Annotated in this window: 22 protein-coding genes and 1 pseudogene; 14 read left to right on the top strand and 9 right to left on the bottom strand. The window is 71.0% G+C overall.

Annotated features, from left to right (window positions below; translation table 11 throughout):
- The first annotated feature begins 212 nt into the window (after window positions 1-212).
- The 3 genes from larC to AC6RUA_RS05825 all read left to right on the top strand — a co-directional run bounded on the left by larC (window position 213) and on the right by AC6RUA_RS05825 (window position 2,177).
- Window positions 213-1,682: a nickel pincer cofactor biosynthesis protein LarC gene (gene larC / locus AC6RUA_RS05835; RefSeq protein ID WP_499814992.1), complete on the top strand. Its 1,470-nt coding sequence runs from the start codon at window positions 213-215 to the stop codon at window positions 1,680-1,682.
- 74 nt (window positions 1,683-1,756) lie between these two features.
- Window positions 1,757-1,948, top strand: coding sequence for a hypothetical protein (locus AC6RUA_RS05830; RefSeq protein ID WP_499814991.1), 192 nt, complete (start codon window positions 1,757-1,759; stop codon window positions 1,946-1,948).
- A gap of 61 nt (window positions 1,949-2,009) precedes the next feature.
- Complete coding sequence (locus tag AC6RUA_RS05825) at window positions 2,010-2,177, top strand: FmdB family zinc ribbon protein (RefSeq protein ID WP_499814990.1); 168 nt, start codon at window positions 2,010-2,012, stop codon at window positions 2,175-2,177.
- 7 nt (window positions 2,178-2,184) lie between these two features.
- Here the strand turns inward: AC6RUA_RS05825 and AC6RUA_RS05820 are convergent, their stop codons facing one another.
- Window positions 2,185-2,943: a hypothetical protein gene (locus AC6RUA_RS05820; protein WP_499814989.1), complete on the bottom strand. Its 759-nt coding sequence runs from the start codon at window positions 2,941-2,943 to the stop codon at window positions 2,185-2,187.
- A 134-nt stretch (window positions 2,944-3,077) separates the two neighbouring features.
- Between AC6RUA_RS05820 and radB the strand changes: the two genes are divergently transcribed.
- Window positions 3,078-3,770: a DNA repair and recombination protein RadB gene (radB, locus tag AC6RUA_RS05815; protein ID WP_499814988.1), complete on the top strand. Its 693-nt coding sequence runs from the start codon at window positions 3,078-3,080 to the stop codon at window positions 3,768-3,770.
- Window positions 3,771-3,888: 118 nt separating this feature from the next.
- Complete coding sequence (locus tag AC6RUA_RS05810) at window positions 3,889-4,266, top strand: 30S ribosomal protein S8e (RefSeq protein WP_499814987.1); 378 nt, start codon at window positions 3,889-3,891, stop codon at window positions 4,264-4,266.
- Between the two features lie 77 nt (window positions 4,267-4,343).
- Here AC6RUA_RS05810 and AC6RUA_RS05805 read toward each other — a convergent pair whose 3' ends face one another.
- The 5 genes from AC6RUA_RS05805 to pyrG form a co-directional block, all read right to left on the bottom strand.
- The gene (locus AC6RUA_RS05805) at window positions 4,344-4,673 is read right to left on the bottom strand and encodes a cupin domain-containing protein (protein WP_499814986.1); all 330 of its coding nucleotides are present in this window, start codon (window positions 4,671-4,673) and stop codon (window positions 4,344-4,346) included.
- Window positions 4,674-4,727: 54 nt separating this feature from the next.
- A complete protein-coding gene (locus AC6RUA_RS05800; protein WP_499814985.1) occupies window positions 4,728-5,591 on the bottom strand; it encodes a hypothetical protein in 864 nt (287 codons plus the stop codon).
- Window positions 5,592-5,662: 71 nt separating this feature from the next.
- Entirely contained in the window at window positions 5,663-5,992 is a 330-nt protein-coding gene (locus AC6RUA_RS05795) for a DUF7126 family protein (protein WP_499814984.1), read from the bottom strand.
- Window positions 5,993-6,068: 76 nt separating this feature from the next.
- The gene (gene guaA, locus AC6RUA_RS05790) at window positions 6,069-6,986 is read right to left on the bottom strand and encodes a glutamine-hydrolyzing GMP synthase (protein WP_499814983.1); all 918 of its coding nucleotides are present in this window, start codon (window positions 6,984-6,986) and stop codon (window positions 6,069-6,071) included.
- Entirely contained in the window at window positions 6,986-8,659 is a 1,674-nt protein-coding gene (gene pyrG, locus AC6RUA_RS05785) for a CTP synthase (protein WP_499814982.1), read from the bottom strand. The genes guaA and pyrG overlap by 1 nt, the downstream gene beginning before the upstream one ends.
- Window positions 8,660-8,805: 146 nt before the next feature.
- Here pyrG and AC6RUA_RS05780 point away from each other — a divergent pair, with 146 nt between their 5' ends.
- The 4 genes from AC6RUA_RS05780 (at window position 8,806) to cofC (ending at window position 12,537) form a co-directional block, all read left to right on the top strand.
- The gene (locus AC6RUA_RS05780) at window positions 8,806-9,735 is read left to right on the top strand and encodes a complex I NDUFA9 subunit family protein (protein ID WP_499814981.1); all 930 of its coding nucleotides are present in this window, start codon (window positions 8,806-8,808) and stop codon (window positions 9,733-9,735) included.
- Window positions 9,736-9,957: 222 nt separating this feature from the next.
- Window positions 9,958-11,139, top strand: a complete 1,182-nt coding sequence (locus AC6RUA_RS05775; RefSeq protein ID WP_499814980.1) for a tubulin/FtsZ family protein — start codon at window positions 9,958-9,960, stop codon at window positions 11,137-11,139.
- Entirely contained in the window at window positions 11,108-11,905 is a 798-nt protein-coding gene (locus AC6RUA_RS05770; RefSeq protein ID WP_499814979.1) for a hypothetical protein, read from the top strand. Before AC6RUA_RS05775 ends, AC6RUA_RS05770 begins: the two co-directional genes overlap by 32 nt.
- Window positions 11,905-12,537: a 2-phospho-L-lactate guanylyltransferase gene (gene cofC, locus AC6RUA_RS05765; protein ID WP_499814978.1), complete on the top strand. Its 633-nt coding sequence runs from the start codon at window positions 11,905-11,907 to the stop codon at window positions 12,535-12,537. The genes AC6RUA_RS05770 and cofC overlap by 1 nt, the downstream gene beginning before the upstream one ends.
- A 21-nt stretch (window positions 12,538-12,558) precedes the next feature.
- On the opposite strand, the gene AC6RUA_RS05760 is transcribed toward cofC, so the two are convergent.
- Together AC6RUA_RS05760 and AC6RUA_RS05755 are read right to left on the bottom strand one after the other, a co-directional pair.
- The gene (locus AC6RUA_RS05760) at window positions 12,559-13,233 is read right to left on the bottom strand and encodes an alpha/beta hydrolase (protein ID WP_499814977.1); all 675 of its coding nucleotides are present in this window, start codon (window positions 13,231-13,233) and stop codon (window positions 12,559-12,561) included.
- Window positions 13,230-14,219, bottom strand: coding sequence for a ring-cleaving dioxygenase (locus AC6RUA_RS05755; protein WP_499814976.1), 990 nt, complete (start codon window positions 14,217-14,219; stop codon window positions 13,230-13,232). Before AC6RUA_RS05755 ends, AC6RUA_RS05760 begins: the two co-directional genes overlap by 4 nt.
- Window positions 14,220-14,422: 203 nt before the next feature.
- Here AC6RUA_RS05755 and cofG point away from each other — a divergent pair, with 203 nt between their 5' ends.
- From cofG to uppS, 5 genes and pseudogenes are all read left to right on the top strand, one after another.
- On the top strand, window positions 14,423-15,568 hold the full coding sequence (gene cofG / locus AC6RUA_RS05750) for a 7,8-didemethyl-8-hydroxy-5-deazariboflavin synthase subunit CofG (RefSeq protein ID WP_499814975.1): 1,146 nt from the start codon (window positions 14,423-14,425) through the stop codon (window positions 15,566-15,568).
- A gap of 250 nt (window positions 15,569-15,818) precedes the next feature.
- Entirely contained in the window at window positions 15,819-17,573 is a 1,755-nt protein-coding gene (locus AC6RUA_RS05745; protein WP_499814974.1) for a nitrite/sulfite reductase, read from the top strand.
- Window positions 17,574-17,745: 172 nt separating this feature from the next.
- A pseudogene (locus AC6RUA_RS05740) lies at window positions 17,746-19,358 on the top strand (Coenzyme F420 hydrogenase/dehydrogenase, beta subunit C-terminal domain).
- A 94-nt stretch (window positions 19,359-19,452) separates the two neighbouring features.
- The gene (locus AC6RUA_RS05735; RefSeq protein ID WP_499814973.1) at window positions 19,453-20,334 is read left to right on the top strand and encodes a mechanosensitive ion channel family protein; all 882 of its coding nucleotides are present in this window, start codon (window positions 19,453-19,455) and stop codon (window positions 20,332-20,334) included.
- 74 nt (window positions 20,335-20,408) lie between these two features.
- Complete coding sequence (gene uppS / locus AC6RUA_RS05730) at window positions 20,409-21,353, top strand: polyprenyl diphosphate synthase (RefSeq protein WP_499814972.1); 945 nt, start codon at window positions 20,409-20,411, stop codon at window positions 21,351-21,353.
- Window positions 21,354-21,536: 183 nt separating this feature from the next.
- Here the strand turns inward: uppS and AC6RUA_RS05725 are convergent, their stop codons facing one another.
- Complete coding sequence (locus AC6RUA_RS05725) at window positions 21,537-22,145, bottom strand: undecaprenyl diphosphate synthase family protein (RefSeq protein WP_499814971.1); 609 nt, start codon at window positions 22,143-22,145, stop codon at window positions 21,537-21,539.
- Window positions 22,146-22,154 lie beyond the last annotated feature (9 nt).

The raw sequence follows: 22,154 nt of genomic DNA, 5'->3' as shown, positions 1-22,154 counted from the left end.
ATTCGCCGCCCGTTCCAGGGAACGTGCGAGACCGTCTCACGGTACGTAGCCGGGCGTGAAAACATCACGGGTTCATACACGGGCTGTCACGTCTCCTCGGCCGCGACTCGCCGGCCGAGTCGCGCTGGTCTCCGCACGACTCACAGTGCCCGCGACGTTCCCACGGGGTCCGACGCTCGGAACGTTTTTTCGCCGCGCCGGCGTCCCCCGGCATGCGCACGCTCGCCTTCGACGGCCGGATGGGTGCGGCCGGCGACATGCTGCTCGGCGCACTGGTCGCGGTCGGCGCCGACCCGGCGGTGCTCGCCCCCGTCGAGGACGCCCTGCCGGTGTCGTACGCGTTCGAGTCCGTCGTGAAGAACGGCATCGCGGCGACGAGCGCCCACGTCGTCCACGACGAGGCGGACGACCCGACCGACGCCGCGGCCGACGCGCCGGCGGCTCACGACCACGACCACGGTCACGGCCACGGGACCCACGACGGGGCACGTGGACACGACGGAACCCACACGCACGAGCACGGGCACGACGGCCACGACCACCACGGCGAGGACGACACCGACTGCCCGCGCGGACACGACCACGCGCACCACCACGGCGCCGAGGGCCACGGTCCCCACCGGACGTACGCCGAGGTGGTCGACGTCGTCGAGGGGATGGCGCTCCCGGAGTCGGTCCGCGCGGACGCGCTGGCCGTCTTCGAACTGCTCGGGGAGGCCGAGTCGTCGGTCCACGACCAGCCGCTCGCGGACACGGCGTTCCACGAGGTGGGCGCGGACGACGCCGTCGCCGACGTGGTGGGCTGTTGTCTCCTGCTCGCGGACCTCGCCCCCGACCGGGTGGTGACGACGCCGCTCGCGGCCGGCGACGGCGAGGTCGAGTTCAGCCACGGCGTCTACCCCGTGCCCGTGCCGGCCGTCGTCGAACTCGCAGAGCGGGCCGACTGGTCGCTCCGCGGCGGTCCCGTCGACGCCGAACTGCTCACCCCGACGGGTGCGGCGCTGTTCGCCCACCTCGCGTCCGGCGTCGACCGCCTCCCGTCGCTCCGCGTCGACGCGTCGGGGTACGGAGCCGGCGACCGCGCGTTCCCCGACCGACCGAACGTGCTCCGCGCGCTCCTCGGCGAGGAGGACGACCCCGGGACGGACCGAGAGGACGAAGCAGGGGGAGGGGACGCGGCGGCGGACGATTCGGGCCTCGTCCGCGAGGAGGTGGCGGTGCTGGAGACGAACCTCGACGACGCGACGCCGGAACTGCTCGGCGGTCTCCACGAGTCGCTCCGCGACGCCGGCGCCCTCGACGTGACGGTGCTCCCGGCGACGATGAAGAAGTCGCGCCCCGGCCACCTCGTGAAGGTGGTCTGTGCCCCCGCCGACGCCGCGGCGGTCGCACGCCGACTCGCGGTCGAGACGGGTACGCTCGGGGTGCGCGACACGGGCACGACCCACCGCTGGGTCGCCGAGCGGACGGTCGAGACGGTCGAGATTCGAATCGACGGGGCGGCGTACGACGTCCCGGTGAAGGTCGCGAGCGCGGCGGACGGCGACGCCTACGACGCGAGCGCCGAGTACGACGCCGCGGCCGCCGTCGCCCGCGAGGCAGGGGTGCCGGTCCGGGAGGTGCTCCGGCGAGCGGAGGCGCGAATCGCCGACCGGACCGATCCCGACGACCCGGACGCGTAGGCGCGCCCGCCGAGGCCGGTACACCTCACGAGCGAGGCGCAACGGTTAGGGTCGTGTTCGCCCAACTCGGGCCCGTGCGCCTCCCGGCGACAACCCTCCTCCTCGGGCTCGCGGCACTGGTCTGCGTCCAGATACCCGCCGTGTACGCCGAGTCGCGCGTCGCCGCGCTGGTGTCGTGGCCGCTCGTGGTGCTCGTCGCCGCGCTCGCGGTGCTCACCGCGCTCGACGCCGCCTACCGCCACGGCCGCGAACGCCTCCGCGCGTAGCGCTCCCATCCCTCGTCGCGCGACCCGACACGACTTGTCCCGTCGGCCCGTTCGGTCGTCCGTGAGCGACGCGCACGAGTACGAGTGTGACACGTGCGGCGAGCGGTTCACCGCGCGCGAGGCCGTCCGCTCGGAGACGATGGGCGGGCTGGACCCCGCGAAGTGGCAGACGCTGAACTGTCCGGGCTGCGGCGCGCGGGTGAAGACGGTGTTCGTCGGGCGGGAGTGAGGAGTCCCTACTTTCCGCCGCCCTCGCCGTTCTCGCCGTACTCCGCGAGAGCCTCGTCCATCGTCACGTCGCCGAGCGCGACCCGTCGCGCGAGCGCGGCGTCGATGGTCACCTCCCCGCCCGACCGCTCGCGCGACTCGTTCTTGACCCGCTGGAGCTCTCCGGGCGTGGGCTTCACGTCGCGCGTCTCGACACGCTCGCCCTCGCGCCGGGCGATGTTGACCGCCGCGAGCACGTCCGCGACGCCCTTCGCCGTCGCCCCGGCGCCGAGCGAGGGGGTCGTCCCCGTCTCGTCGACCAGTTCGACCGCCACGTCCTCCAGTTCGTTCACGATGCGCGCGCTCCGGAGTCGGTCACCGTCGCCGACGCGCACGAGCGCGTCCGGTTCGTCCTCGACTTCGGCGCGGACGGTCTCGACGGCGTCCGCCAGCGGGACGTGGAACGCGGCGACGACGGTGTCGCCCGCGAGCACCGCGACGCCGGGCCGGTCGCCGGGGTCGACCCCGACGACGAGTCGCTCGTCCGCGCCCCGGAGCACCCCGAGCGCCTCCTCGACGCCCGCGCGAGCGTCGTCCGCCGTCGTGGTGACGTGGTCGACGCTCTCGTCGGGGTACGAGGCGCGGTCCTCGGCGGCGGAGATGACGACCGCCGCGCGCTCCGGGAGGTCCTCGTCGAGTTCGGCCGTGGTGAAGGTGGCCCCCCGCTCGCGCAGTTCGGCGACCGCGGCGTGGTAGAGCGCGAAGTCCTCCGTGGCGACGACGATCACGTATCGCGCGGGGGTAGGTCGGTGACGGGCTTTACCGTGTCGCCGGTGGGTTCTCGCCGGTCCCCTCCCTGTCGACCGGTCGTGCCGTCGCGCGACTCGGGGTCTTTTTAGCCGGTGACGACCGAGACGCTCGCGTGTCCGCGCCCCTCACTACCGGCAGTCCGGCGTTCGACGACCTGCTCGGCGGCGGCGTCGAACGCGGCGTCGTCACGCAGTTGTACGGCCCGCCCGCGACGGGCAAGACGAACGTCGCGCTCACCGCGGCCGCCGAGGCGGCCGCGGGCGGTAAGTCGGTGCTGTACGTCGACACCGAGGACCTCTCGCTGGAGCGGTTCCGCGACATCGTCGAGGCGCGCACCGACGAACCGGTGGAGGAGGCGACCAGCCGACTCATCGTGGCCGAGGCGATGGGGTTCGACGAGCAGGCGGAGGCGGTGAAGGACGCCGAGGAGTTCGCGGAGCAGGTGGACCTGGTTGTCCTCGACTCCGCGACGGGTTTCTACCGGCTCGAGCGGTCGGCCGACGCGACCCGTGGGGACGCCCTCCGGGAGGTCGCTCGACAGGTGACGCACCTGCTGTCGCTCGCGCGCAAACACGACCTCGCGGTGCTCATCACGAACCAGGTGTTCACCGACCCCGACGAGGACCGAACCCGCCCGCTCGGGGGGAACACGCTCGAACACTGGACCGGCGTCGTCGTGCGTCTCGACCGGTTCCGCGGCGGTCGCCGGCGCGCGACGCTGGAGAAACACCGCTCGCGGCCCGCCGGCGAGAGCGCGCGCTTCCGCATCACCGACGCCGGCATCGAGGACGACGAGGAGGTCTGAGCGGCGAGACGAGCGGTCGACCCCGGCACGGCCGTCCGCGCAAGCGCCGTGCGGCGGGTCGACAGGCCGCGAGGCCGGAGTCGAGCGATTCAAGTAGTCGCCGGCGGTTCTTCCGGGTATGAAAGACCAGAGCGGACGGCGCAAGCGGAAACGGACGGGCGGCCGACGACGCATCGCGCGGAACAAGAAACGCCACCAGTTGGGGCGCGAACCCGCCGAGACGACGGTCGGCGAACCCCGGTTCCAGGTCATCGACTCGCGCGGCAACGCCCAGAAGGTCCGCGCGCTCTCGACGAACGTCGCGCAGGTGTCGGGCGACGGCGGCACCGAGGAGGCGGAAATCCTCGGGGTCGACGACAACCCCGCGAACGTGAACTACGTCCGCCGGAACATCATCACGAAGGGCGCGGTCATCGAGACCAGCGCCGGCACCGCCCGTGTCACCTCCCGCCCCGGCCAGTCGGGGCAGGTGAACGCGGTCCTCGTCGACGAGTAGCGCAGTACCCGGACCCGGGCGTCCCCGACTCGGTTCTCCCCTCTCCCGCCGTCGAGCGGTCGCGCCGTCGGCGCGGGTCAGCCGCTCCCCGGCATCGGCGCGAGGCTCGCGGTGAAGACGGCGCGCTCGTCGGTGTCGTTCCGCGCGCCGTGTTCGACTCCCCGCTCGTGGAGGACGACGCCCGGTGCGGCGACCGACTCCTCGGCGCCGTCCTGCAGGACGGTGACCGTCCCCTCCAGTACGTGAAAGACGTTGGTGCTGTCGCCGTGTTCGTGCGCCTCGAGTTCCGCGCCGGGACCGAGCGCGAACGCCTTGACGAGCACGTCGTCGCTCACGACCAGTTCCGCCGTCTCCACTGCGCCCTCGCCCGGCGTCAGGTCGGCGAGCGCGTCGGTGAGTCGTTCCATGGCGGACCGTCGGACGCCCGCGAAAAAAGCGTGGCGAGCGCTCGCTCGCCGTCGTCACCGACTACGGCTTGCCGCCGTTACCGTTGCCGTTGCCGCGCCCGTTGCCGTCGTTTCCGTTCCCGTTGCCGTTACCCTCGTCCCCCGCTCGTCGTCCTCCTCGTCGCCGTCACCGTTACCGTTCCCGGCGTGAGCGGGCTTCCCGCGGTCGTCGTCCGCACCGTGGTCGTTCCCGCGGTCGCCGTTACCGTTCCCGTTGCCGCGCTCGTCCGCAGGCGCCCCGGCGTCGTCGGGGCGACCGGCGTCGGCCGGCTTGCCGACGTCGCGGGGCGACTTCTCGCCGGTCGCGACGGCGCTCACGGCCTCGCCGAGCGTCGTGTTCTCGCTGAGGTTCCCCTCGCGGTACAGTCGGATGACCTCGTGGACCGCGGAGGCGGTGGCGCTGGACGGTCCCGGGAGCGCCATGGGCGGTCCGTCGGCTTCCGTCTCGTTGGTCGCGGTCTCGTTCGTGGTGGTCTCGTTCGTCTCGTTGCCCTCCGCGACGGCCTCGAAGCCGCCGTCGAGCGAGACGGTTCCGTTCTCGACCGCGTAGGTGAACTCGCCGGTCACGTTCTCGCCGGTGACCGTGAGCGTCCCGTTCGCGTTCGTCGGTTCGAACGCAATCGTCCCGTTCGCGTCCGTCGTTCCGACGGCCGTCCCGTCGGCCGCGACGGCGAGTCCCGTAGCGCCCGACCCGTTCGCCGTGACGGTCAGCGTCACCGTCCCGTTGGCGTACGCCGCGTCGGCCGCGTACGCAGACGGGTCGTCCACCACCGACTCGGTCACTCCCCCTGTGCTACCCGGTCCGGTCGCCGCCGCGCCGACGCCGGCGCTCACGAGGAGCGCCGCCAGCACGGCCGCGAGTAGTCTCGTGGTCGTCATCGCGGCGGAACTCGTCCTCCAGTAGTAATAAATTGGGCACCACTAGATATCTATTTTGATATCGGTGCTCGCTACGCCGTCAGCTCCTCGGCGACCACGTCGGCGTCGAGCAGGTCGGGGTCGACCGCGAGGTCGGTCTGGGCCGCCGCGAACTCCGGGAGGGAGTCGCGACTGTAGACGACCACGCGCACCCCGGGACTGCGCTCCTTCGCGACGGCGACACTCGTCGCCTCCTCGACGTCGGTGAGGACGTACAGCGTCGCGTCGGCGATGCCCGCCTCGTCGAGCGTCTCGCCCGTGACGACGCCCTCGACCCGGACCACGGTCGCGCCGTGGGCTTCGAGCGCCGCGGCGATGCCCTCCCCGTCCGCCCCGGCGACGACGGCCCTGTGTGCACTCATGGCTCTCGAGAGCGGTCGGTCGGTGAAAAGGCGTGTCATTCGCCGCGCGTCGGGACGGTGCCGTCGCGCGGCCGCCCTACTCGTACTCGATGGTCGCGGGGGGCTTGTGGGTCACGTCGTACACGACGCGCGCGACGTCGTCGTTGGTGCCGGTGATTCGCGACTGGATGCGCTGGAGCGTCTCCCACGGGAGGTCTTGTGCGCGGGCGGTCATGCCGTCGCGCGACTCGACCGAGCGGACGGAGACCACCCAGCCGTGAACGCGGTTGTCGCCCTTCACGCCGGTCGCCTTGCCGATGACGGCGGCGAACGCCTGCCACGGCTCGTGCTCTTCGACCTCCTCTTCGACGACGTGACACGCCTCGCGGGCCACCTCGACTTTCTCGGCGGTCACCTCGCCGACGACCCGGACCGCGAGCCCGGGACCCGGGAACGGCATCCGCTCGGCGACCACCTCCTCGAGGTCGAGCGCGCGCGCCACGTCGCGCACCTCGTCCTTGTAGAGGTCGCGCACGGGTTCGACGATGCCGTCGAAGTCCACGGCGTCCGGGAGACCGCCGACGTTGTGGTGGCTCTTGATGTTCCCCTCGCTCTCGATGCGGTCGGGGTAGATGGTCCCCTGCACGAGGTAGCGCGCGTCCGACTCGCGCGCCTCGCGCTCGAACTCGCGGATGAACTGCTCGCCGATGACGTGGCGTTTCTCCTCGGGGTCGGTGACGCCCGCGAGCGCGTCGAGGAACCGCTCGCGCGCGTCGACGACGCGCAGCGAGTCCATGTACGCGAACGTCTCGCGGATGCCCTCGGTCTCGCCTTTCCGCATCAGCCCGGTGTCGACGTACACCGGGGTGAGTTGGTCGCCGACCGCCCGGTACGCGAGCGCCGCCGCGACGGAGGAGTCGACGCCGCCCGACAGGGCGATGATGGCGTTCGCGTCGCCGACGGCCTCGCGTATCTCGGCGGTGGCCTCCTCGACGAACGACTCGGCGTCGACCATCAGACCGTCACCTCCTCGCTCCCCTCGCCCTCACGCGGGTCGGACTCGTCGAGCACCGCGTCGAGCAGGCCGACGAACGGCGGCGACGCCCGGTCGGGGCGCGAGCGGAACTCGGGGTGGAACTGCGTCCCGAGGAAGTACGGGTGCCCGTCGCGCTCGACTATCTCCATCCGGCGGCCCGCTCGCCCCGAGAACGTGAGGTCGTCCGCCTCCAGTCGCTCGATGTACTCGGGGTTCACCTCGTAGCGATGGCGGTGGCGCTCGACGCACGCGTCGGCGTCGTACACCTCGTGTGCGAGCGTGTCGGGATCGATGACGGTCTCGTGTGCGCCCAGCCGCATCGTCCCGCCCATGTCCGCCTCGTCGGCCTGGTCGGGGAGCAGGTCGATGACCGGGTGGGGCGTGTCGGGGTCGATCTCCGCGGAGTGTGCGCCCGTCAGCCCGAGCACGTTCCGGGCGTGTTCGACGACGGCCATCTGGAAGCCGAGACAGAGCCCGAGGAACGGCACCTCGTGCTCGCGGGCGTAGCGGATGGCCTCGATCTTCCCCTCGGTCCCCCGGGAGCCGAACCCGCCGGGGACGACCACGCCGTCGGCCGCTCGGAGGCGGGCGGCGTGGTCGTCGGACGCGTCGTCCGACGCCATCTCGTCGGAGTCGACCCACCGGACGTTCACCTCGACCCCGCGCTCCAGCCCGGCGTGTTTGAGCGCCTCGTGGACCGACATGTACGCGTCCTCGAGGTCGTACTTCCCGACGAGCGCGATGTCGACCTCGCCGGTCCGCTCGCGCGTGACGAGGGTGCGCCACGTGTCGTCGCGCTCGGCCGGGGGGAGCGCCTCCGCGGCGAGTCCGAGCCGCTCCATCACGTACTCGTCGAGTCCCTCCTCTTCGACCATCAGCGGGACGTGGTAGATGTCCTCCACGTCGGCGTTCGAGAACACCGCGTCCGTCGGCACGTCACAGAACAGCGCTATCTTCTCCTTCGTGCTCGGGTCCAACCGGTCCGAACAGCGCCCGACGAGCACGTCCGGCTGGAGGCCGATGGAGCGGAGTTCCTTCACGCTGTGCTGAGTGGGCTTCGTCTTCTGCTCGCCGTTCTTCGAGTAGGGGACGAGCGTGACGTGAGTGAACAGCAGGTCGTCGTCGTCCTCCTCGTGGGCGAACTGCCGGAGCGCCTCGAGGTACGGCATCCCCTCGATGTCGCCGACGGTGCCGCCGATCTCCACGAGGCAGACGTCGGTCCCCGCGGCCGCCTCGCGGATGCGCCGCTTGATGTCGTCGGTGATGTGCGGGATGACCTGGACGGTCTTCCCGAGGTAGTCCCCCGCGCGCTCCCGTTCGATGACGTGTTTGTACGTCTTCCCGGTCGTGATGTTGTGGTCCGAGGTCATGTCGACCCCGAGGAAGCGCTCGTAGTTCCCCAGGTCGAGGTCGACCTCGCCCCCGTCTTTCAGCACGTACACCTCGCCGTGCTGGTACGGGTTCATGGTCCCCGCGTCCACGTTCAGGTAGGGGTCTATCTTCACCGCCGTCACGTCGAACCCGGCGTTGGCGAGCAGACGACCGGTGGAGGCGGCGGTGATGCCCTTCCCCAGTCCGGACATCACCCCGCCGGTGACGAAGATGAATTTCCGACCCAGTGACGGGTCGTACCCCGTTTCCTCTGTCGGCATACCGACTGTGCGGAAGGGCGGTGGAAAACCGTTTCGAACCGGGCGACGGGTCGAAACGAACGGCGATTCTCCCCCCGTTCGTGTTGCGAATCTCCACCGCTCCCGCCCGCAGTTTTTACGTCGCGCCGGCCCGAACACGTGACGTCATGAAGGTCTTGGTCGCTGGCGGGACCGGGTTCGTCGGCTCGAACCTCTGTCGGGAACTGGACGAACGCGGCCACTCCGTCGTCGCCATGGCCTCCTCGCCGGACGAAGCGGAGACGGACGGCGTCGAGGTGGTCATGGGCGACGTGACCGCCTACGACTCCGTCGCCGGTCACGTGAAGGAGGCCGACGCGGTGGTGAACCTCGTCTCGCCGTCGCCGCTGTTGAAGCCCGACGGGGGCAACGAGATGTACGAGGAGGTCCACCTCGGCGGCACCGAGAACCTCCTGCGCGCCGCCGAGGAGGGCGACGTCGACCGGTTCGTCCAGATGTCGGGGCTGGGCGTCGACCCCGACGGGCCGACCCACTACCTCCGCGCGAAGGGGAAGGCCGAGAACGCCGTGCGGGCGGCGGACCTCGATTCCGTCGTCTTCCGCCCCTCCATCATCTTCGGCGAGGGGGCGGAGATTCTCACGTTCCCCAAGCGCCTCAAGCGGATGGTCGCCCCGGCGGTCCCCGTGTACCCGTTCCCCGGCGGCGGCAAGACCCCGTTCCAGCCCGTCTGGATCGGCGACCTGGCACCGATGATGGCCGACGCCGTCGAGGAGGAGAAACACGTCGGGGAGACGTACCAGATCGGCGGCCCGGAGGTGCTCACCCTCGCCGACATCACGAGGAAGGTGTACGCCGCCGAGGGGAAGTCGATACGCATCGTCCCGCTCCCGATGCCGCTCGCGCGAGTCGGACTGACCGTCCTCGGGTCGGTCGGGTTCCCGATGGACTCCGACCAGTACCGCTCGCTGAAGGTGGACAACACCGTCGACCACAACGACGTCGGCGAGTTCGGCGTGACGCCGGCCGAGATGACGACGTTCGACGAGTTCCTCGGGCTGGGGGGAACGGCCGGTCGGCGTGCGGACGCCACGGTCTGACGCGCTCTCTCCGGCGGTCGGCGCGGAGGGCGAGGCCGGGAATATAAACGCGACCCACGCGCTCCGCGTCGCCCGACGCGACACTCGCACCTCTCGATTGACTACGTCCGAGTCTATCGGTTTCGCGAGCGCGACGGGCGCTTCGTCTCACTGTTGATACCCGCATCACAAGTTTTTTCCATGCCGTCAGGCTCTTTTTCGCCTAATGAGGAGGGGAGACTTATGAAACTGGCACTCGTCGGCTTCGGACAGGCGGGGGGTAAGATAGTCGACAAGTTCGTCGAGTACGACCAGCGCACCGGCAGCGACATCGTTCGCGCCGCGGTGGCGGTCAACACCGCGAAGGCGGACCTGATGGGACTCGAGAACATCCGGTCGGACCAGCGGGTGCTCATCGGACAGTCGCGCGTCAAGGGCCACGGGGTGGGGGCCGACAACGAACTGGGTGCCGAGATCGCCGAGGAGGACATGGACGAGGTGCAGGGGTCCATCGACTCGATTCCCGTCCACGAGGTCGACGCGTTCCTCGTCATCTCCGGGCTGGGCGGCGGCACCGGGTCGGGCGGCGCGCCCGTCCTGGCGAAACACCTCAAGCGCATCTACACCGAACCCGTCTACGGCCTCGGCATCCTCCCGGGGTCGGACGAGGGGGGAATCTACACGCTCAACGCCGCGCGCTCGTTCCAGACGTTCGTCCGCGAGGTGGACAACCTGATGGTGTTCGACAACGACGCGTGGCGCAAGACCGGCGAGTCGGTGTCGGGCGGCTACGACGAGATCAACGAGGAGATAGTCAAGCGGTTCGGCATCCTGTTCGGCGCGGGCGAGGTCGGACAGGGCCAGGAGGTCGCCGAGTCTGTCGTCGACTCCAGCGAGATAATCAACACGCTCAGCGGCGGCGGCGTCTCCACGGTCGGCTACGCGAGCGAGGAGGTCGAGGAGACGTCCTCGGGCGGCCTGCTCTCGCGGCTCACCGGCGGCGACGGCGACGAGAGCGACCTCGACACCGCCCACACCACGAACCGGATCACGTCGCTGGTCCGGAAGGCGGCGCTCGGTCGACTCACGCTCCCGTGCGAGATAGAGGGGGCCGAACGCGCCCTGCTCGTGCTCGCCGGCCCGCCACAGCACCTCAACCGGAAGGGCATCGAGCGCGGGCGCAAGTGGCTCGAAGAGCAGACCGGGTCCATGGAGGTCCGCGGCGGCGACTACCCGGTCAGCGGGTCCGGGTTCGTCGCGTCGGTCATCCTCCTGTCGGGCGTGACGAACGTCCCGCGCATCAAGGAACTCCAGCAGGTCGCCATCGAGGCGCAGGACAACATCGACGACATTCGCACCGAGAGCGACGAGAATCTCGACAACCTGGTGAGCGATGACGACGACGAACTGGAATCGCTGTTCTGAGGTGGCGACGGCGGTCGCCGTCGTCGCGCTCCTGCTCGCGGCCGTCGCGCCGGCGGGAGCCGTCTCGGTCACCGAGACGGAAGGCCCCGACAGCACGGAGGTCGGTTCGCAGGTGACGGCGACGGTGACGCTCTCGCAGCTGTATCAGAACCCCTCGCTGGAGGAGTGGACCCTCGCCGGCTCCACTGACCTCACCGACGTGACGTGGACGGTCACCTGGTACGACCAGACCGGCGCGAAGGTGAACCAGCAGTCGTTCGACGGCGGGGACTTCTCGGGCGCGACCGTCAGCGCCGCCGAGAGCCACGCCGAGGTCCGAGTCCGCGTGAGCGGGACGGTGCCGCGGGTCGGGAACTACACGTACGACCCGCAGCCGTCGTTCGCGCTGGTCTCGCTCGAACAGACCCGCTCGGGCGGGGCGTCCAACGCGATACTGACCCGGAACGCGACGCACTACACCCCGGCCAGCAGGGAGGCGCGGCAGGCGCTCGACACGGCCGCGGGTACCATCGAGGAGGCCGGGAACCCAACCGAGGCGCAGACCACCTTCGAGAGCGCGGTGAGCGCGTACAACGCCGGGAACTTCGACAACGCGGTGTCGCTCGCGAACCGCGCCGGGGAGGAGGCGTCACGGTCCCAGAGCGTCCAGCGGCGGAACCAGCTACTGCTGTACGGCGCCGCCGGCGTCTTCGTCCTCGGCGTCGTCGTGGGCGGCGGGTTCCTGTTCTGGCGCTCCCGGCAGGACAGCTACGACAAACTGGGCTGATGACGGCGACGCCCGTCCTCGTCCCGTTCGCCGCCGACCGCCCGAAGACGCGCCTCGCGGGTGCGCTCTCGCACGCCGAGCGTCGCTCGTTCGCCGGCGCGATGCTGACGGACGTGCTCGGCGCACTCCGCGCCGCCGACTTCTCGCCGACGGTCCTGACCACCGACCCGCTGGAGCGGTCGGTCTCGCAGACCGTCGACGACCGGCCGCTCACCCCGGCGGTGAACGCGGCGCTCTCCGACCACGACCCCGACCCCGACCGGCCGCTCGGCGTCGTCATGGCGGACCTCGCGCTCGCCACCCCCCGGGCGCTCTCGCGGCTCCGCGCGCCCGGCGACGTGGTCGTCGCGCCCGGTCGCGGCGGGGGCACGAACGCGCTCGTGGTGCGCCATCCGGGGTTCCGGGTCGACTACCACGGCGCGTCGTTCCTCGACCACCTTCGTGCCGCCCGGGCGGTCGGCGCGAGCGTGCGCGAGGTGGACTCACACCGGCTGGCGACGGACGTCGACGAGCGGGCCGACCTCGCGGAACTGCTCCTCCACGGCGACGGCGCGGCGCGCGACTGGCTGGTCGACGCCGGCTTCGAACTCGCGGCGACCGACGGCCGCGTCGGCGTGACGCGGGCGGAGTGACCGACGCGCCACGCTCCCGCCCTACTCCCGCTCGCGTTCGAGGCTGGTCACGATGCCTTTCGCCGCCGCCATCTCCTCTTCGTTCACGCCGTGGCCCATCCCCTCGTAGATACGCTCGTCCACTACCGCGCCGAGTGACTCGAGCACCTCGCTCGTCTCGTGGATGCGCTCCAGGGGGATGTGCGGGTCCGAGTCCGAACAGCCGACGAACGCCGGCGTCCCGTCCAGGTCGCCGCCGTACTCGCGGGGCGTCCCCTCCGGACCGATGAGACCGCCAGAGAAGGCGACGAGTCCGCCGTACCGGCGGGCGTTGCGCGCCGTCCACTCCGAGGCGAGACACGCGCCCTGCGAGAAGCCGAGCAGCGCCACCCGGTCGTGGCCCACGGCGTCGGCCGCCCGGTCCACGAGCGCGCCGACGAACGAGAGCGCGGACGTGAGGAACGGCTCGTTCTCGTCTAGCTCGGCGAGGAACGACTGCGGGTACCAGGTGTTCCCGGCCGCGCTGGGCGCGAGGTACGCGACGTGGTCGGTGCCGAACTCCTCGTGCATGCCGAGGATGCTCCGGGCCGTCGCACCCCGGCCGTGGACCGTGACGACCGCCGCGCGCGCGTCGTCGAGGTCCGCGCCCGCCGTGACGACGGGCTGGTCGGCGTGCGGCCCCTCGACCCCGTCGAGCGCGAAGTCGGCTCCCGTCATCGGCCCGTCACCGTCCCGGCGTCCGCGTCGGGGTCGGTTTCGGGGCCGAGCGCGTCGAGCGGCGGGAGCGCGGACTCGATGCGCTCGCGGTCGTCTTCGAGCCACGGCGGGAGTCTCAGCTCCGACCCGAGCGCGTCGACCGACTCGTCGCGCGTGAACCCCGGCCCGTCGGTGGCGAACTCGAACAGCACCCCGCCCGGCTCCCGGAAGTAGATGGAGCGGAAGTACTGGCGGTCCTTCACGGGCGTCGCGTGCAGTTCCCGCTCGCGGAGCGCCGCCTGCCACGCTTCCTGGGCCCGGTCGTCCGGGACGCGGAACGCGACGTGGTGGACCGACCCGATGCCGCCGCCCGCCCGCCCGGCGTCCGGCCGTTCGAGGAGGTCCACGACGCCCGCCCGGTCGCCCGCCGCCCGGAAGCGGGTCCGGTCGCCTCGCGCGTCGGCGCGCTCGAACCCCATGAACTCGAGTAGCCCCGCGGTCGGTTCGGTTTCGGCGAGGCGGAGCGTCACGCCGTAGAAGCCCCGAATCTGGCGGTCGGCCGGGACGGGCGACCCGTCCCACGGCTCGACGCCGCCGAACCGGTCGGTCTCGACCAGTTCGAGTTCTCCCCCATCGGGGTCGGTGAACGGGAGGACGCGCGCGCCCAACCGCTCTTCGGTACCGCGGACCTCCGCGCCGCGGTCCGTCAGCCGCTCGCGCCAGTAGTCGAGGCTCCCCTCGGGCACGGCGAACGCCGTCGCGCTGACCTCGCCCGTGCCGTTGCGCCCGCGTCGCCCCTCGCCGAACGGGAAGACGGTGTAGACGGTGCCGGGGGTGCCCGTCTCGTCGCCGTAGTACAGGTGGTATGTGCTCACGTCGTCGAAGTTGACCGTCCGCTTGACGAGGCGGAGACCGAGCACGTCCCGGAAGAACCGGACGTTGGCGTCCGGGTCGCCCGACATCACCGTCACGTGGTGGAGTCCCGCGACCGGGTCTGGTTTCGTCATGATACCGGGTACGCGGGCCGCCGGCATAAGGCCTCGCTGGCCGTCGCGTCAGCCGGTTACACGCGCGTCACTACCCGGACACGCGGTACGGTTCGCGTTCGGGCCGCCGTGACTCGGCGCGGGTCGCGACTCGGCCCCACCGGGGACCCGAACGCGTCGCCGGGACCGACGACGCTTTGCCCCTCGGGTGTCCAGTCCCCGGCGTGTTCCCCGGCGCGGCGGAGTACGACATCGCGGTCGAGGTGGACGACGCCGAGGTGGAGCGCCTGCTGTCGGTCACGCCCGACGACGTGTCGGCCGCCTCCGAACTCACGTTCGCGCGCAACGTCTTCCTCCCGCTCACGACGGCCTGCCGGTACACCTGCACGTACTGTACCTACTACGACGTGCCGGGCGAGGCGAGCCTCATGTCGCCCGAGGAGGTGCGCGAGCAGTGCCGGGTCGGCGCGGACGCGGGCTGTACGGAGGCGCTGTTCACGTTCGGCGACAAACCCGACGACCGCTACACGGCTATCCACGACCAGTTGGCCGAGTGGGGGTACGACTCCATCGTCGACTACCACGAGCGGGCCTGCGAGATAGCGCTCTCCGAAGGACTGCTCCCCCACTCGAACCCGGGCGACCTGACCCGGTCGGAGTTCGAACGACTCCGCGAGGTGAACGTCTCGATGGGCGTGATGCTGGAGACGACGGCCGACGTGTCCGCCCACGCCGGCGGGCGGCGGAAGACGCCGGGCCAGCGGCTCAACACCATCCGGGCGGCCGGCGAGGCGGGCGTCCCGTTTACGACGGGCATCCTCGTCGGCATCGGCGAGGACTGGCGGGACCGCGCGGAGTCGCTGCTCGCCATCCGCGCCCTCCACGAGCGGTACGACCACGTGCAGGAGGTCATCGTCCAGCCGGTGGTGCCGAACGAGCGCTCGTCGTACGACGCGCCCTCGACGGCGACGATACGGCGCGTCACCGCGATGGCGCGCGCCGCGCTCCCGGACGCGGTGTCGGTCCAGTCACCCCCGAACCTCGCGCCGGTCCACGAGTTGCTCGACTGCGGCGTCGACGACCTGGGCGGCGTCTCGCCGGTGACGGACGACTACATCAACCCCGACTACGAGTGGCCCGCGCTGCGCGAACTGGAGGAGATAGCCGACCACGGTGGCGTCCCCCTGTACGAGCGGCTGGCGACGCACGACCGGTTCCTCCCGGCCCGCTACCGTCGGTCGGGATTCGACGGCGACGCGGCCGCGGACGACTGGCTCTACGGCGAGATTCCGGCGGCGTTCGACCGGGCCGACGCGCACGGCGAACGGTTCCGCGGCGTCGCGCGGCGCGACGGCCCCCTGTCCGTGTGAGCGCTCCCCCGTCGACTCCTCTCCACTCCTCTCGGGCCTCTACCGCGCCGAACCGGCAACCGTAGCCGCTACCGACGACGCCGGTCGACCCGACGACCGGAGCGCGCATCGGCTCCCGTGTCGCGGTTCCGCGCCGACCGGTCTCGTGGACCGCGTCACCACTCCGCACGAATGCTGCCCCTATCCGCGAGCGGGTGCAGAAATCGCCCGGTGACGAACCCCCATGGTCGTCCGTGGGGAAGGGGGTACCGTGAACGACGTCGAACGCTGGAAACAGGAGAAACATCCGCTCGACGTCGTCGACGACGTCCGCGAGTACGCCGAGGAGGGGCTCTCGTTCGAGGAGATCGAGGCGCGGGCCGGCGACGGCGAGTGGGAGCGACTCAAGTGGGCCGGGATGTACGCCCACGGGCGGCAGGACGGCTACTTCATGATGCGGACGAAGGTGCCCGGCGGTCGGCTCACCCCCGAGCAGGCCGAAGTCGTCGGCGAGGTGGCCGACGAGTACGCGACCGCTCCCCCGGAGCACGGCGGCGCAGAGCAGAACCCGGTCTGGGGCGACGCGTTCCTCGACGTGACGACGCGCCAGGACGTCCAGATGCACTGGATCGAGGTCGAGGACGTGCCCGACATCTGGGAGCGGTACGACGAGGTGGGACTCACCACCATCCAGGGCTGCGGCGACTCCGCCCGGAACGTGCTGGGGTGTCCGGCCGCCGGACTGACCGACCACGAGTGCTTCGACGCACAGCCGGTGGTCGACGCGGTGTCCGACTTCTTCACGGAGAACCGGGAATACGCCAACCTGCCGCGGAAGTTCAAGATGACCATCACCGGCTGCCGCGAGGACTGCGCGCAGTCGCAGATCAACGACGTGGGTCTCACCCCCGCCCGGAAGACCGTCGGCGGCGAGGCGAGCGACGCGAGCCGAGGCTCGTCGGACGAGTCCGACGGAGGTGAGGACCTCTACGGGTTCCACGTCCGGGTCGGCGGCGGCCTCTCGGACGGCCCCCGGATGGCGTCGCCGCTCGACGTGTTCGTCCCGCCCGAGGACACCGTGGAGTTCTGCCGCGCGGTCGCGCAGACGTTCAAGGAACTGGGCGACCGCAACAACCGCGGCGTCTGCCGGCTGCGCTACCTGGTCCAGCAACTCGGTCCGGACGCGTTCGAGACGGCCGTCCGCGACCGGTGCGCCGTCGACCTGCCGACGCGGGGGACCGACCGCACGGTCGGCTACACCGGCGACCACGTCGGCGTCCACGAACAGAAACAGGACGGCCTCTGTTACGTCGGGTTCAACGTCGTCGCCGGCCGGATCGGCGGCGACGAGTTCGCGGCGGCCGCCCGAGCAGCCGAGAAGTACGGCACCGACGACGCCACCGTCAGGCTGGCGACGGACCAGAACTTCCTCGTCACGCACGTCCCCGAGGAGCACGTGGACGACCTGCTCGCGGAACCGTTCGCCGCGGACTACCAGCCCGACCCGGGGCCGTTCTCGCGGGGGGCGGTCGGCTGTACCGGGTCGGAGTTCTGCAACTACGGCATCGTCGAGACGAAGCAACGTGTCCGCCGGTGGGCGCGCGAACTCGACCGCCGAATCGACACGCCCGACGACCTGGAGGTGGTGCGGATGCACCTGTCGGGCTGTTCGGCGTCGTGCGCCCAGCCGCAGATCGCCGACATCGGTTTCCGCGGGGAGACGGTGAAGGTGGACGACGACCCCGGGAGCACGAACGAGGAGGGCGACAGCATCGTCGAGGGGATGGACTTCGGGCTCGGCGGGAGCCTCGGTGCGGACAACGAGTTCCTCGACTGGGTCGAGACGGCCGTCCCCGCGGGGTCGGTCGTCCCGGCGCTGGAGCAACTGTTCGCGGCGTACGCGGACGAGCGGCGCGACGGAGAACGGTTCTACGAGTGGTGTCGCCGCCGGGACAACGACGACCTGCGGGCGCTCATGCAGCGCGCGGACGCGAACGTCGCGGGGGGTGTCGCGGCCGATGACTGACGAGCGCCGCGAGGACCCCCTGAACGCGCCCGCCGACGCCGCGCCCGAACTCGTCGAGCGCGACGGGGCCCCGGAGCGCGTCGCCGAAGCGGCGGGCGCGGACGCCGGTGAGACCGGCGACCGGCCGCTCCCGCGCGTCCCCGAGGCCGGAGGAGGTGACGACGAGGTCACGGTGCCGCCGACGAGCGGGGCCGGCGGCCACGGCAGTCCCGGTCCCGACCGGACGGACGCGAAACCTATCCGGTACTACCGGGTCGCGGGGACGGAAGGGGAGCGACCGAGGACGACGCGGCGGCCGACCGACCGGACGCCGAGGCCTGCGGGTGCGGCGGGGACTGCGGGTGTGACGGCGGGCGCGAGCGGTCCGAGGCGGGCGACGGCGCGTCGACTACGGGTACCGGAACCGACGGCGCGCGGCGGGTCGCCCCGGACGGCGGCGCGCGGCCGACGAACGTCGACGCCGACGGGAACCTGGGCGACCTGTCGTTCACGCCGGCGAGCGAGGGGACGAGCCAGGACGTCTACGCCGACCGGCCGGACGAGCGGGTCGGCGTCCCGGACGGGGTCGACCTCGACACGCCCGGTTACGCCATTCGGGGAGAGATGAACGACATCGAGACGCCCGACGAGAAGACGTGGTTCATGGAACTCGACGCGGCGGTCATCGACGAGGGGCGGTGCATCCAGTGTGGCACCTGCGTCGCGTCGTGCCCCTCCGACTCCATCGGAATCGGCGACGACGGCCTGCCGGAACTGGTGAAGATGTGCACCGGCTGTTCGCTCTGCTGGGACTTCTGCCCGCGGGGCGGCCTCCGGTACGAGCGCCAGTGGAAGACAACCGGCGGCGACGACAACGTCTCGGGCGCGGGCGACCCGATAACGGAGTTCTCCGCGCGCGTCGAGGAGTCGTGGCGCGAGAACGCGCAGGACGGCGGGGTCGTCACGTCCGTCCTCGTTCACCTCCTGGAGGCGGGCGAGATAGACGGCGCGCTGGTCGCCACCGAGTCCGACGACGAGCCGTGGAAGGCCGAGAGCTTCCTCGCGACGACGCCCGAGGAACTGGTCGCGAACGCGGGGAGCTTCTACAACCAGACGATGGCGCTCGGGAACCTCGACGTCGAGCAGTGGGAGGAGAAACTCCCCGAGAAAGACCCGGCGGACCTCTCGCTCGCGCTCGTGGGCACGCCCTGCGAGATAGAGGGCATCCGGGCGCTCCAGGACTTCGGGTGGGACTACGCCTCCCAGGAGGCGGGTGTGCGTGCTATCGACTACACCATCGCGCTGATGTGCACGAAGAACTTCAACTACGAGCGGCTCATCGGCGAGCAACTCGCCGAGAAGCGCGGCATCACGCCCGACCAGATCGGCAAACTCGACGTCCTCCACGGGGACATGATCGTCTACGACCGGGACGGCGACCTGCTGTTGGAAGAGAGCATCGAGCAGTTCCACGGCGCCGCGCTGAAGGGGTGTGACGAGTGCGCCGACTTCACGGGCTACTGTGCGGACCTCACCGTCGGGTCCGTCGGGTCGAGCGACGAGTACTCCAGCGTCATCGTCCGCACGGAGCAGGGACTGCGGGCGTGGGAACTGACCGAACCGGACCTCGATTACCACGACCTGGAGGACCGCTCGGCCGTCGGCGGCCTCCAGTCGTGGGACAAGAAGCGGGCGTTCGAGTCGCTGGAGCGCCCGTTCGACCCGGACGCCCCCCGGTTCATCGACTACACCGACCACGCCGAGCGGTACGGAACAGAGTTGAACCCCCACGAGGCGGACCACTGAGCGCGGCGGGGGACTAGCGCGACCCCAGCGCCCGACTGCACCGCTCGGTCACCCGCCAGCTTCTTTATAACCCTCTCCGAACGCCGGTTCGTCAATGGAGCAAGCCGTCCTGCAGTTCGGCATCGACGTGGGGGCGATTTTCCAGAACGCCGAGGCGTACCTCCGGAAGCTGATATTCTTCGTCGTCGCGTTCGTCGCGGTGTACCTGCTCGGAAGGCTGGTGCTCATCCCGCTCGCCCGCCGCATCATGGCGAACCGGGGGTTCGACGAGTCGGTTCGCGGCCTCGCGGACAGCCTGCTGGGCGTCGTCATGGTGTTCGTCGCGCTCGCGGTGGCGTTCATGGCCGCCGGGTTCCCCAGCTTCCTCACGGCCGCCGCGACGCTGGGCGGTGCGCTCGCGCTCGCGGTGGGGTTCGCCGCCCAGGACCTCATCGGCAACTTCGTCGCCGGCGTGTTCATCCTCAAGGACAAGCCGTTCGAGGTGGGCGACTGGATCGAGTGGAACGACATGGCCGGCCGCGTCGAGGACATCGACCTCCGGGTGAGTCGGGTGCGGACGTTCGACAACGAGCGCATCACGGTCCCCAACGGGGAACTGGCGAACAACGCCATCACGAACCCGGTGGCGTACGACACCCTCAGACAGAAGTTCGTCTTCGGCATCGGCTACGATGACGACATCGACCAGGCGACCGACGCCATCCTGGAGGAGGCGGCCGGCGTCGACGCAATCCTCGAAGACCCCGCGCCGTCCGTGCGGGTGGTCGAACTCGGCGACAGCGCGGTCGGACTCCAGTCGCGCGTCTGGATCGGCGACCCCGACCGGGCCGACTTCGTGCGGATTCAGTCCGAACTCGTCCAGTCGGTCAAGGAGCGGTTCGACGCGGAGGGCATCGACATGCCGTACGTCTACCGCCAGCTCACCGGCGAGGTGGAGGTCATCGAGCACGTCGCCGGCGACGAGGACGAGCAGTAAGCGCCGCTCGCGTTCTCGGCGCGCGCGAACGAGGCCAAAGACACATATTCCCCGGCGTTCCAGTAGCCGGCAACGTGAGTCGACCACTCCGGGCCCGGGCGTACAGCGCGGCCGAGGCCGCGTACGAGCGGCTCCTCCGGCGCGAAATCGACGGCGCGCCGACGCACGTCGCCATCATCCAGGACGGCAACCGTCGGTACGCGCGCTCGCAGGGGGAGGAGGCCCCGGACGGCCACCGCGCGGGCGCGGACACGACCGAGCGGGTGCTCGACTGGTGTAGCGAGTTCGGCATCGAAGAGCTGACGCTGTACGCGTTCTCGACGGAGAACTTCGAGCGGCCGCCGGAGGAACTCGAACCGCTGTTCGACCTGCTCGAGTCGAAGCTCCGCGAGTTCGCCGACGCCGACCGCGTCCACGAGCAAGAGGTGCGCGTCAGGGCGATCGGCGAGGTGGCGCTGCTGCCGGAGCGCGTCCGCGAGGCCGTCGAGTACGCCGAACGCCGCACGGCCGGCTACGACGAGTTCACCCTCAACATCGCGCTGGCGTACGGCGGCCGGAACGAACTGCTCGGCGCGGTCCGCTCCGTCGCGTCGGACGTGGCGACCGGCGCGCTCGACCCCGACGACGTGGACGCCGCGGAGGTGGAGTCGCGGCTCCACCAGGGGTCGGTCCGGGACGTGGACCTCATCGTCCGGACGGGCGGCGACGAGCGCACCTCGAACTTCCTCCCGTGGCACGCGAACGGCAACGAGGCGGCCGTCTTCTTCTGCACGCCGTACTGGCCGGAGTTCTCGAAGGTGGACTTCCTGCGCGCCATCCGGACGTACGAGGCGCGCGAGGAGTCGTGGCGGCGCACCCGGACGAAGCGGGCGGTGTCGCTCGTGCGCGCGCTCGCGGAGGTGGAACTGGCCGACGCCCGCGCCGTCGCCGGTCGGTTGGGCGAGACGCTGTCGGCGACGGACGCCGACGAGGTCGACGAGGTCCTGGACGCGAACGCCGGGAGCGAGGCCGCGAACTGACGGCGGGCACGCCCGGTTCGTCGGCCGGACCGCCGTCGGTCCGTTCGCGACGAGCGCGGTCGACCCGCCGACTCCGTCGGTCCGCTCTCGCGTCGCTCGCTCTTCCAACGAACTCTGGACGCTCCGCTCGGCGTCCGAACCTACGTCACTCGCTCCGCTCGTGACGAGGGTCGGCCTACCGGTCTACCGACCGAACCGCCGCTGGCGGTTCTGGAAGTCCAGCACGGCCCGGAGGTAATCGCGCTCGCGGAAGTCCCGCCAGTTGACGTCCGTGAAGTACAGTTCCGAGTAGACGGACTGCCAGATGAGGAAGTCCGACAGCCGCTCCGCGCCGGTCTTGATGACCAGGTCGGGTTCCTCGGGGAACACCAGCCGCGACTCGATGTCCGCCTCGTCGATGTCCGCGGGGTCCAACTCGTCGGCCTCGACGGCCTCGGCGACGTCGCGGACGGCGGCGGCGAACTCCCGTCTCCCGCCCAGCCCGATGTTCACCCTGACGGGCGCGTCCGCCCGCTCCGTGTCCCCGGGCGTCCGGACGGCCAGCGGGCGCGGGGACTCCACCTCCGCGAGTTCGCGCGCCAGCGTGTCGACCACCGCCTCGTCGAGCACCGACACGGTCACCGTCACGCGGTCGGCGCCGTACTCGAACGCCCACCCCAGAAACCGCTCCAGGGTGTCGTACGCGCCCTGTTCGAGCAGGTCACGCTCGGTGAGGACCACCGCGACGTGCGCCGGCGGGGCGGCGTCGTGCCGGCGGTGGCGGACGGCGAGGTACCTGTCGTAGATGCCCACTACGACACC

This window comes from Halorarum sp. SLYT50, from assembly GCF_059821265.1.
Note: the sequence above shows the minus strand (reverse complement) of the source record. Positions and strands in the feature narration are given on the sequence as shown.

Coding starts and splice junctions, on each gene's coding strand:
- larC (WP_499814992.1), top strand. CDS start 213: ATGCGCACGCTCGCCTTCGACGGCCGGATGGGTGCGGCCGGCGACATG.
- AC6RUA_RS05810 (WP_499814987.1), top strand. CDS start 3,889: ATGAAAGACCAGAGCGGACGGCGCAAGCGGAAACGGACGGGCGGCCGA.
- AC6RUA_RS05805 (WP_499814986.1), bottom strand. CDS start 4,673: ATGGAACGACTCACCGACGCGCTCGCCGACCTGACGCCGGGCGAGGGC.
- AC6RUA_RS05800 (WP_499814985.1), bottom strand. CDS start 5,591: ATGACGACCACGAGACTACTCGCGGCCGTGCTGGCGGCGCTCCTCGTG.
- AC6RUA_RS05795 (WP_499814984.1), bottom strand. CDS start 5,992: ATGAGTGCACACAGGGCCGTCGTCGCCGGGGCGGACGGGGAGGGCATC.
- guaA (WP_499814983.1), bottom strand. CDS start 6,986: ATGGTCGACGCCGAGTCGTTCGTCGAGGAGGCCACCGCCGAGATACGC.
- pyrG (WP_499814982.1), bottom strand. CDS start 8,659: ATGCCGACAGAGGAAACGGGGTACGACCCGTCACTGGGTCGGAAATTC.
- AC6RUA_RS05780 (WP_499814981.1), top strand. CDS start 8,806: ATGAAGGTCTTGGTCGCTGGCGGGACCGGGTTCGTCGGCTCGAACCTC.
- AC6RUA_RS05775 (WP_499814980.1), top strand. CDS start 9,958: ATGAAACTGGCACTCGTCGGCTTCGGACAGGCGGGGGGTAAGATAGTC.
- AC6RUA_RS05770 (WP_499814979.1), top strand. CDS start 11,108: ATGACGACGACGAACTGGAATCGCTGTTCTGAGGTGGCGACGGCGGTC.
- cofC (WP_499814978.1), top strand. CDS start 11,905: ATGACGGCGACGCCCGTCCTCGTCCCGTTCGCCGCCGACCGCCCGAAG.
- AC6RUA_RS05760 (WP_499814977.1), bottom strand. CDS start 13,233: ATGACGGGAGCCGACTTCGCGCTCGACGGGGTCGAGGGGCCGCACGCC.
- AC6RUA_RS05755 (WP_499814976.1), bottom strand. CDS start 14,219: ATGACGAAACCAGACCCGGTCGCGGGACTCCACCACGTGACGGTGATG.
- AC6RUA_RS05735 (WP_499814973.1), top strand. CDS start 19,453: ATGGAGCAAGCCGTCCTGCAGTTCGGCATCGACGTGGGGGCGATTTTC.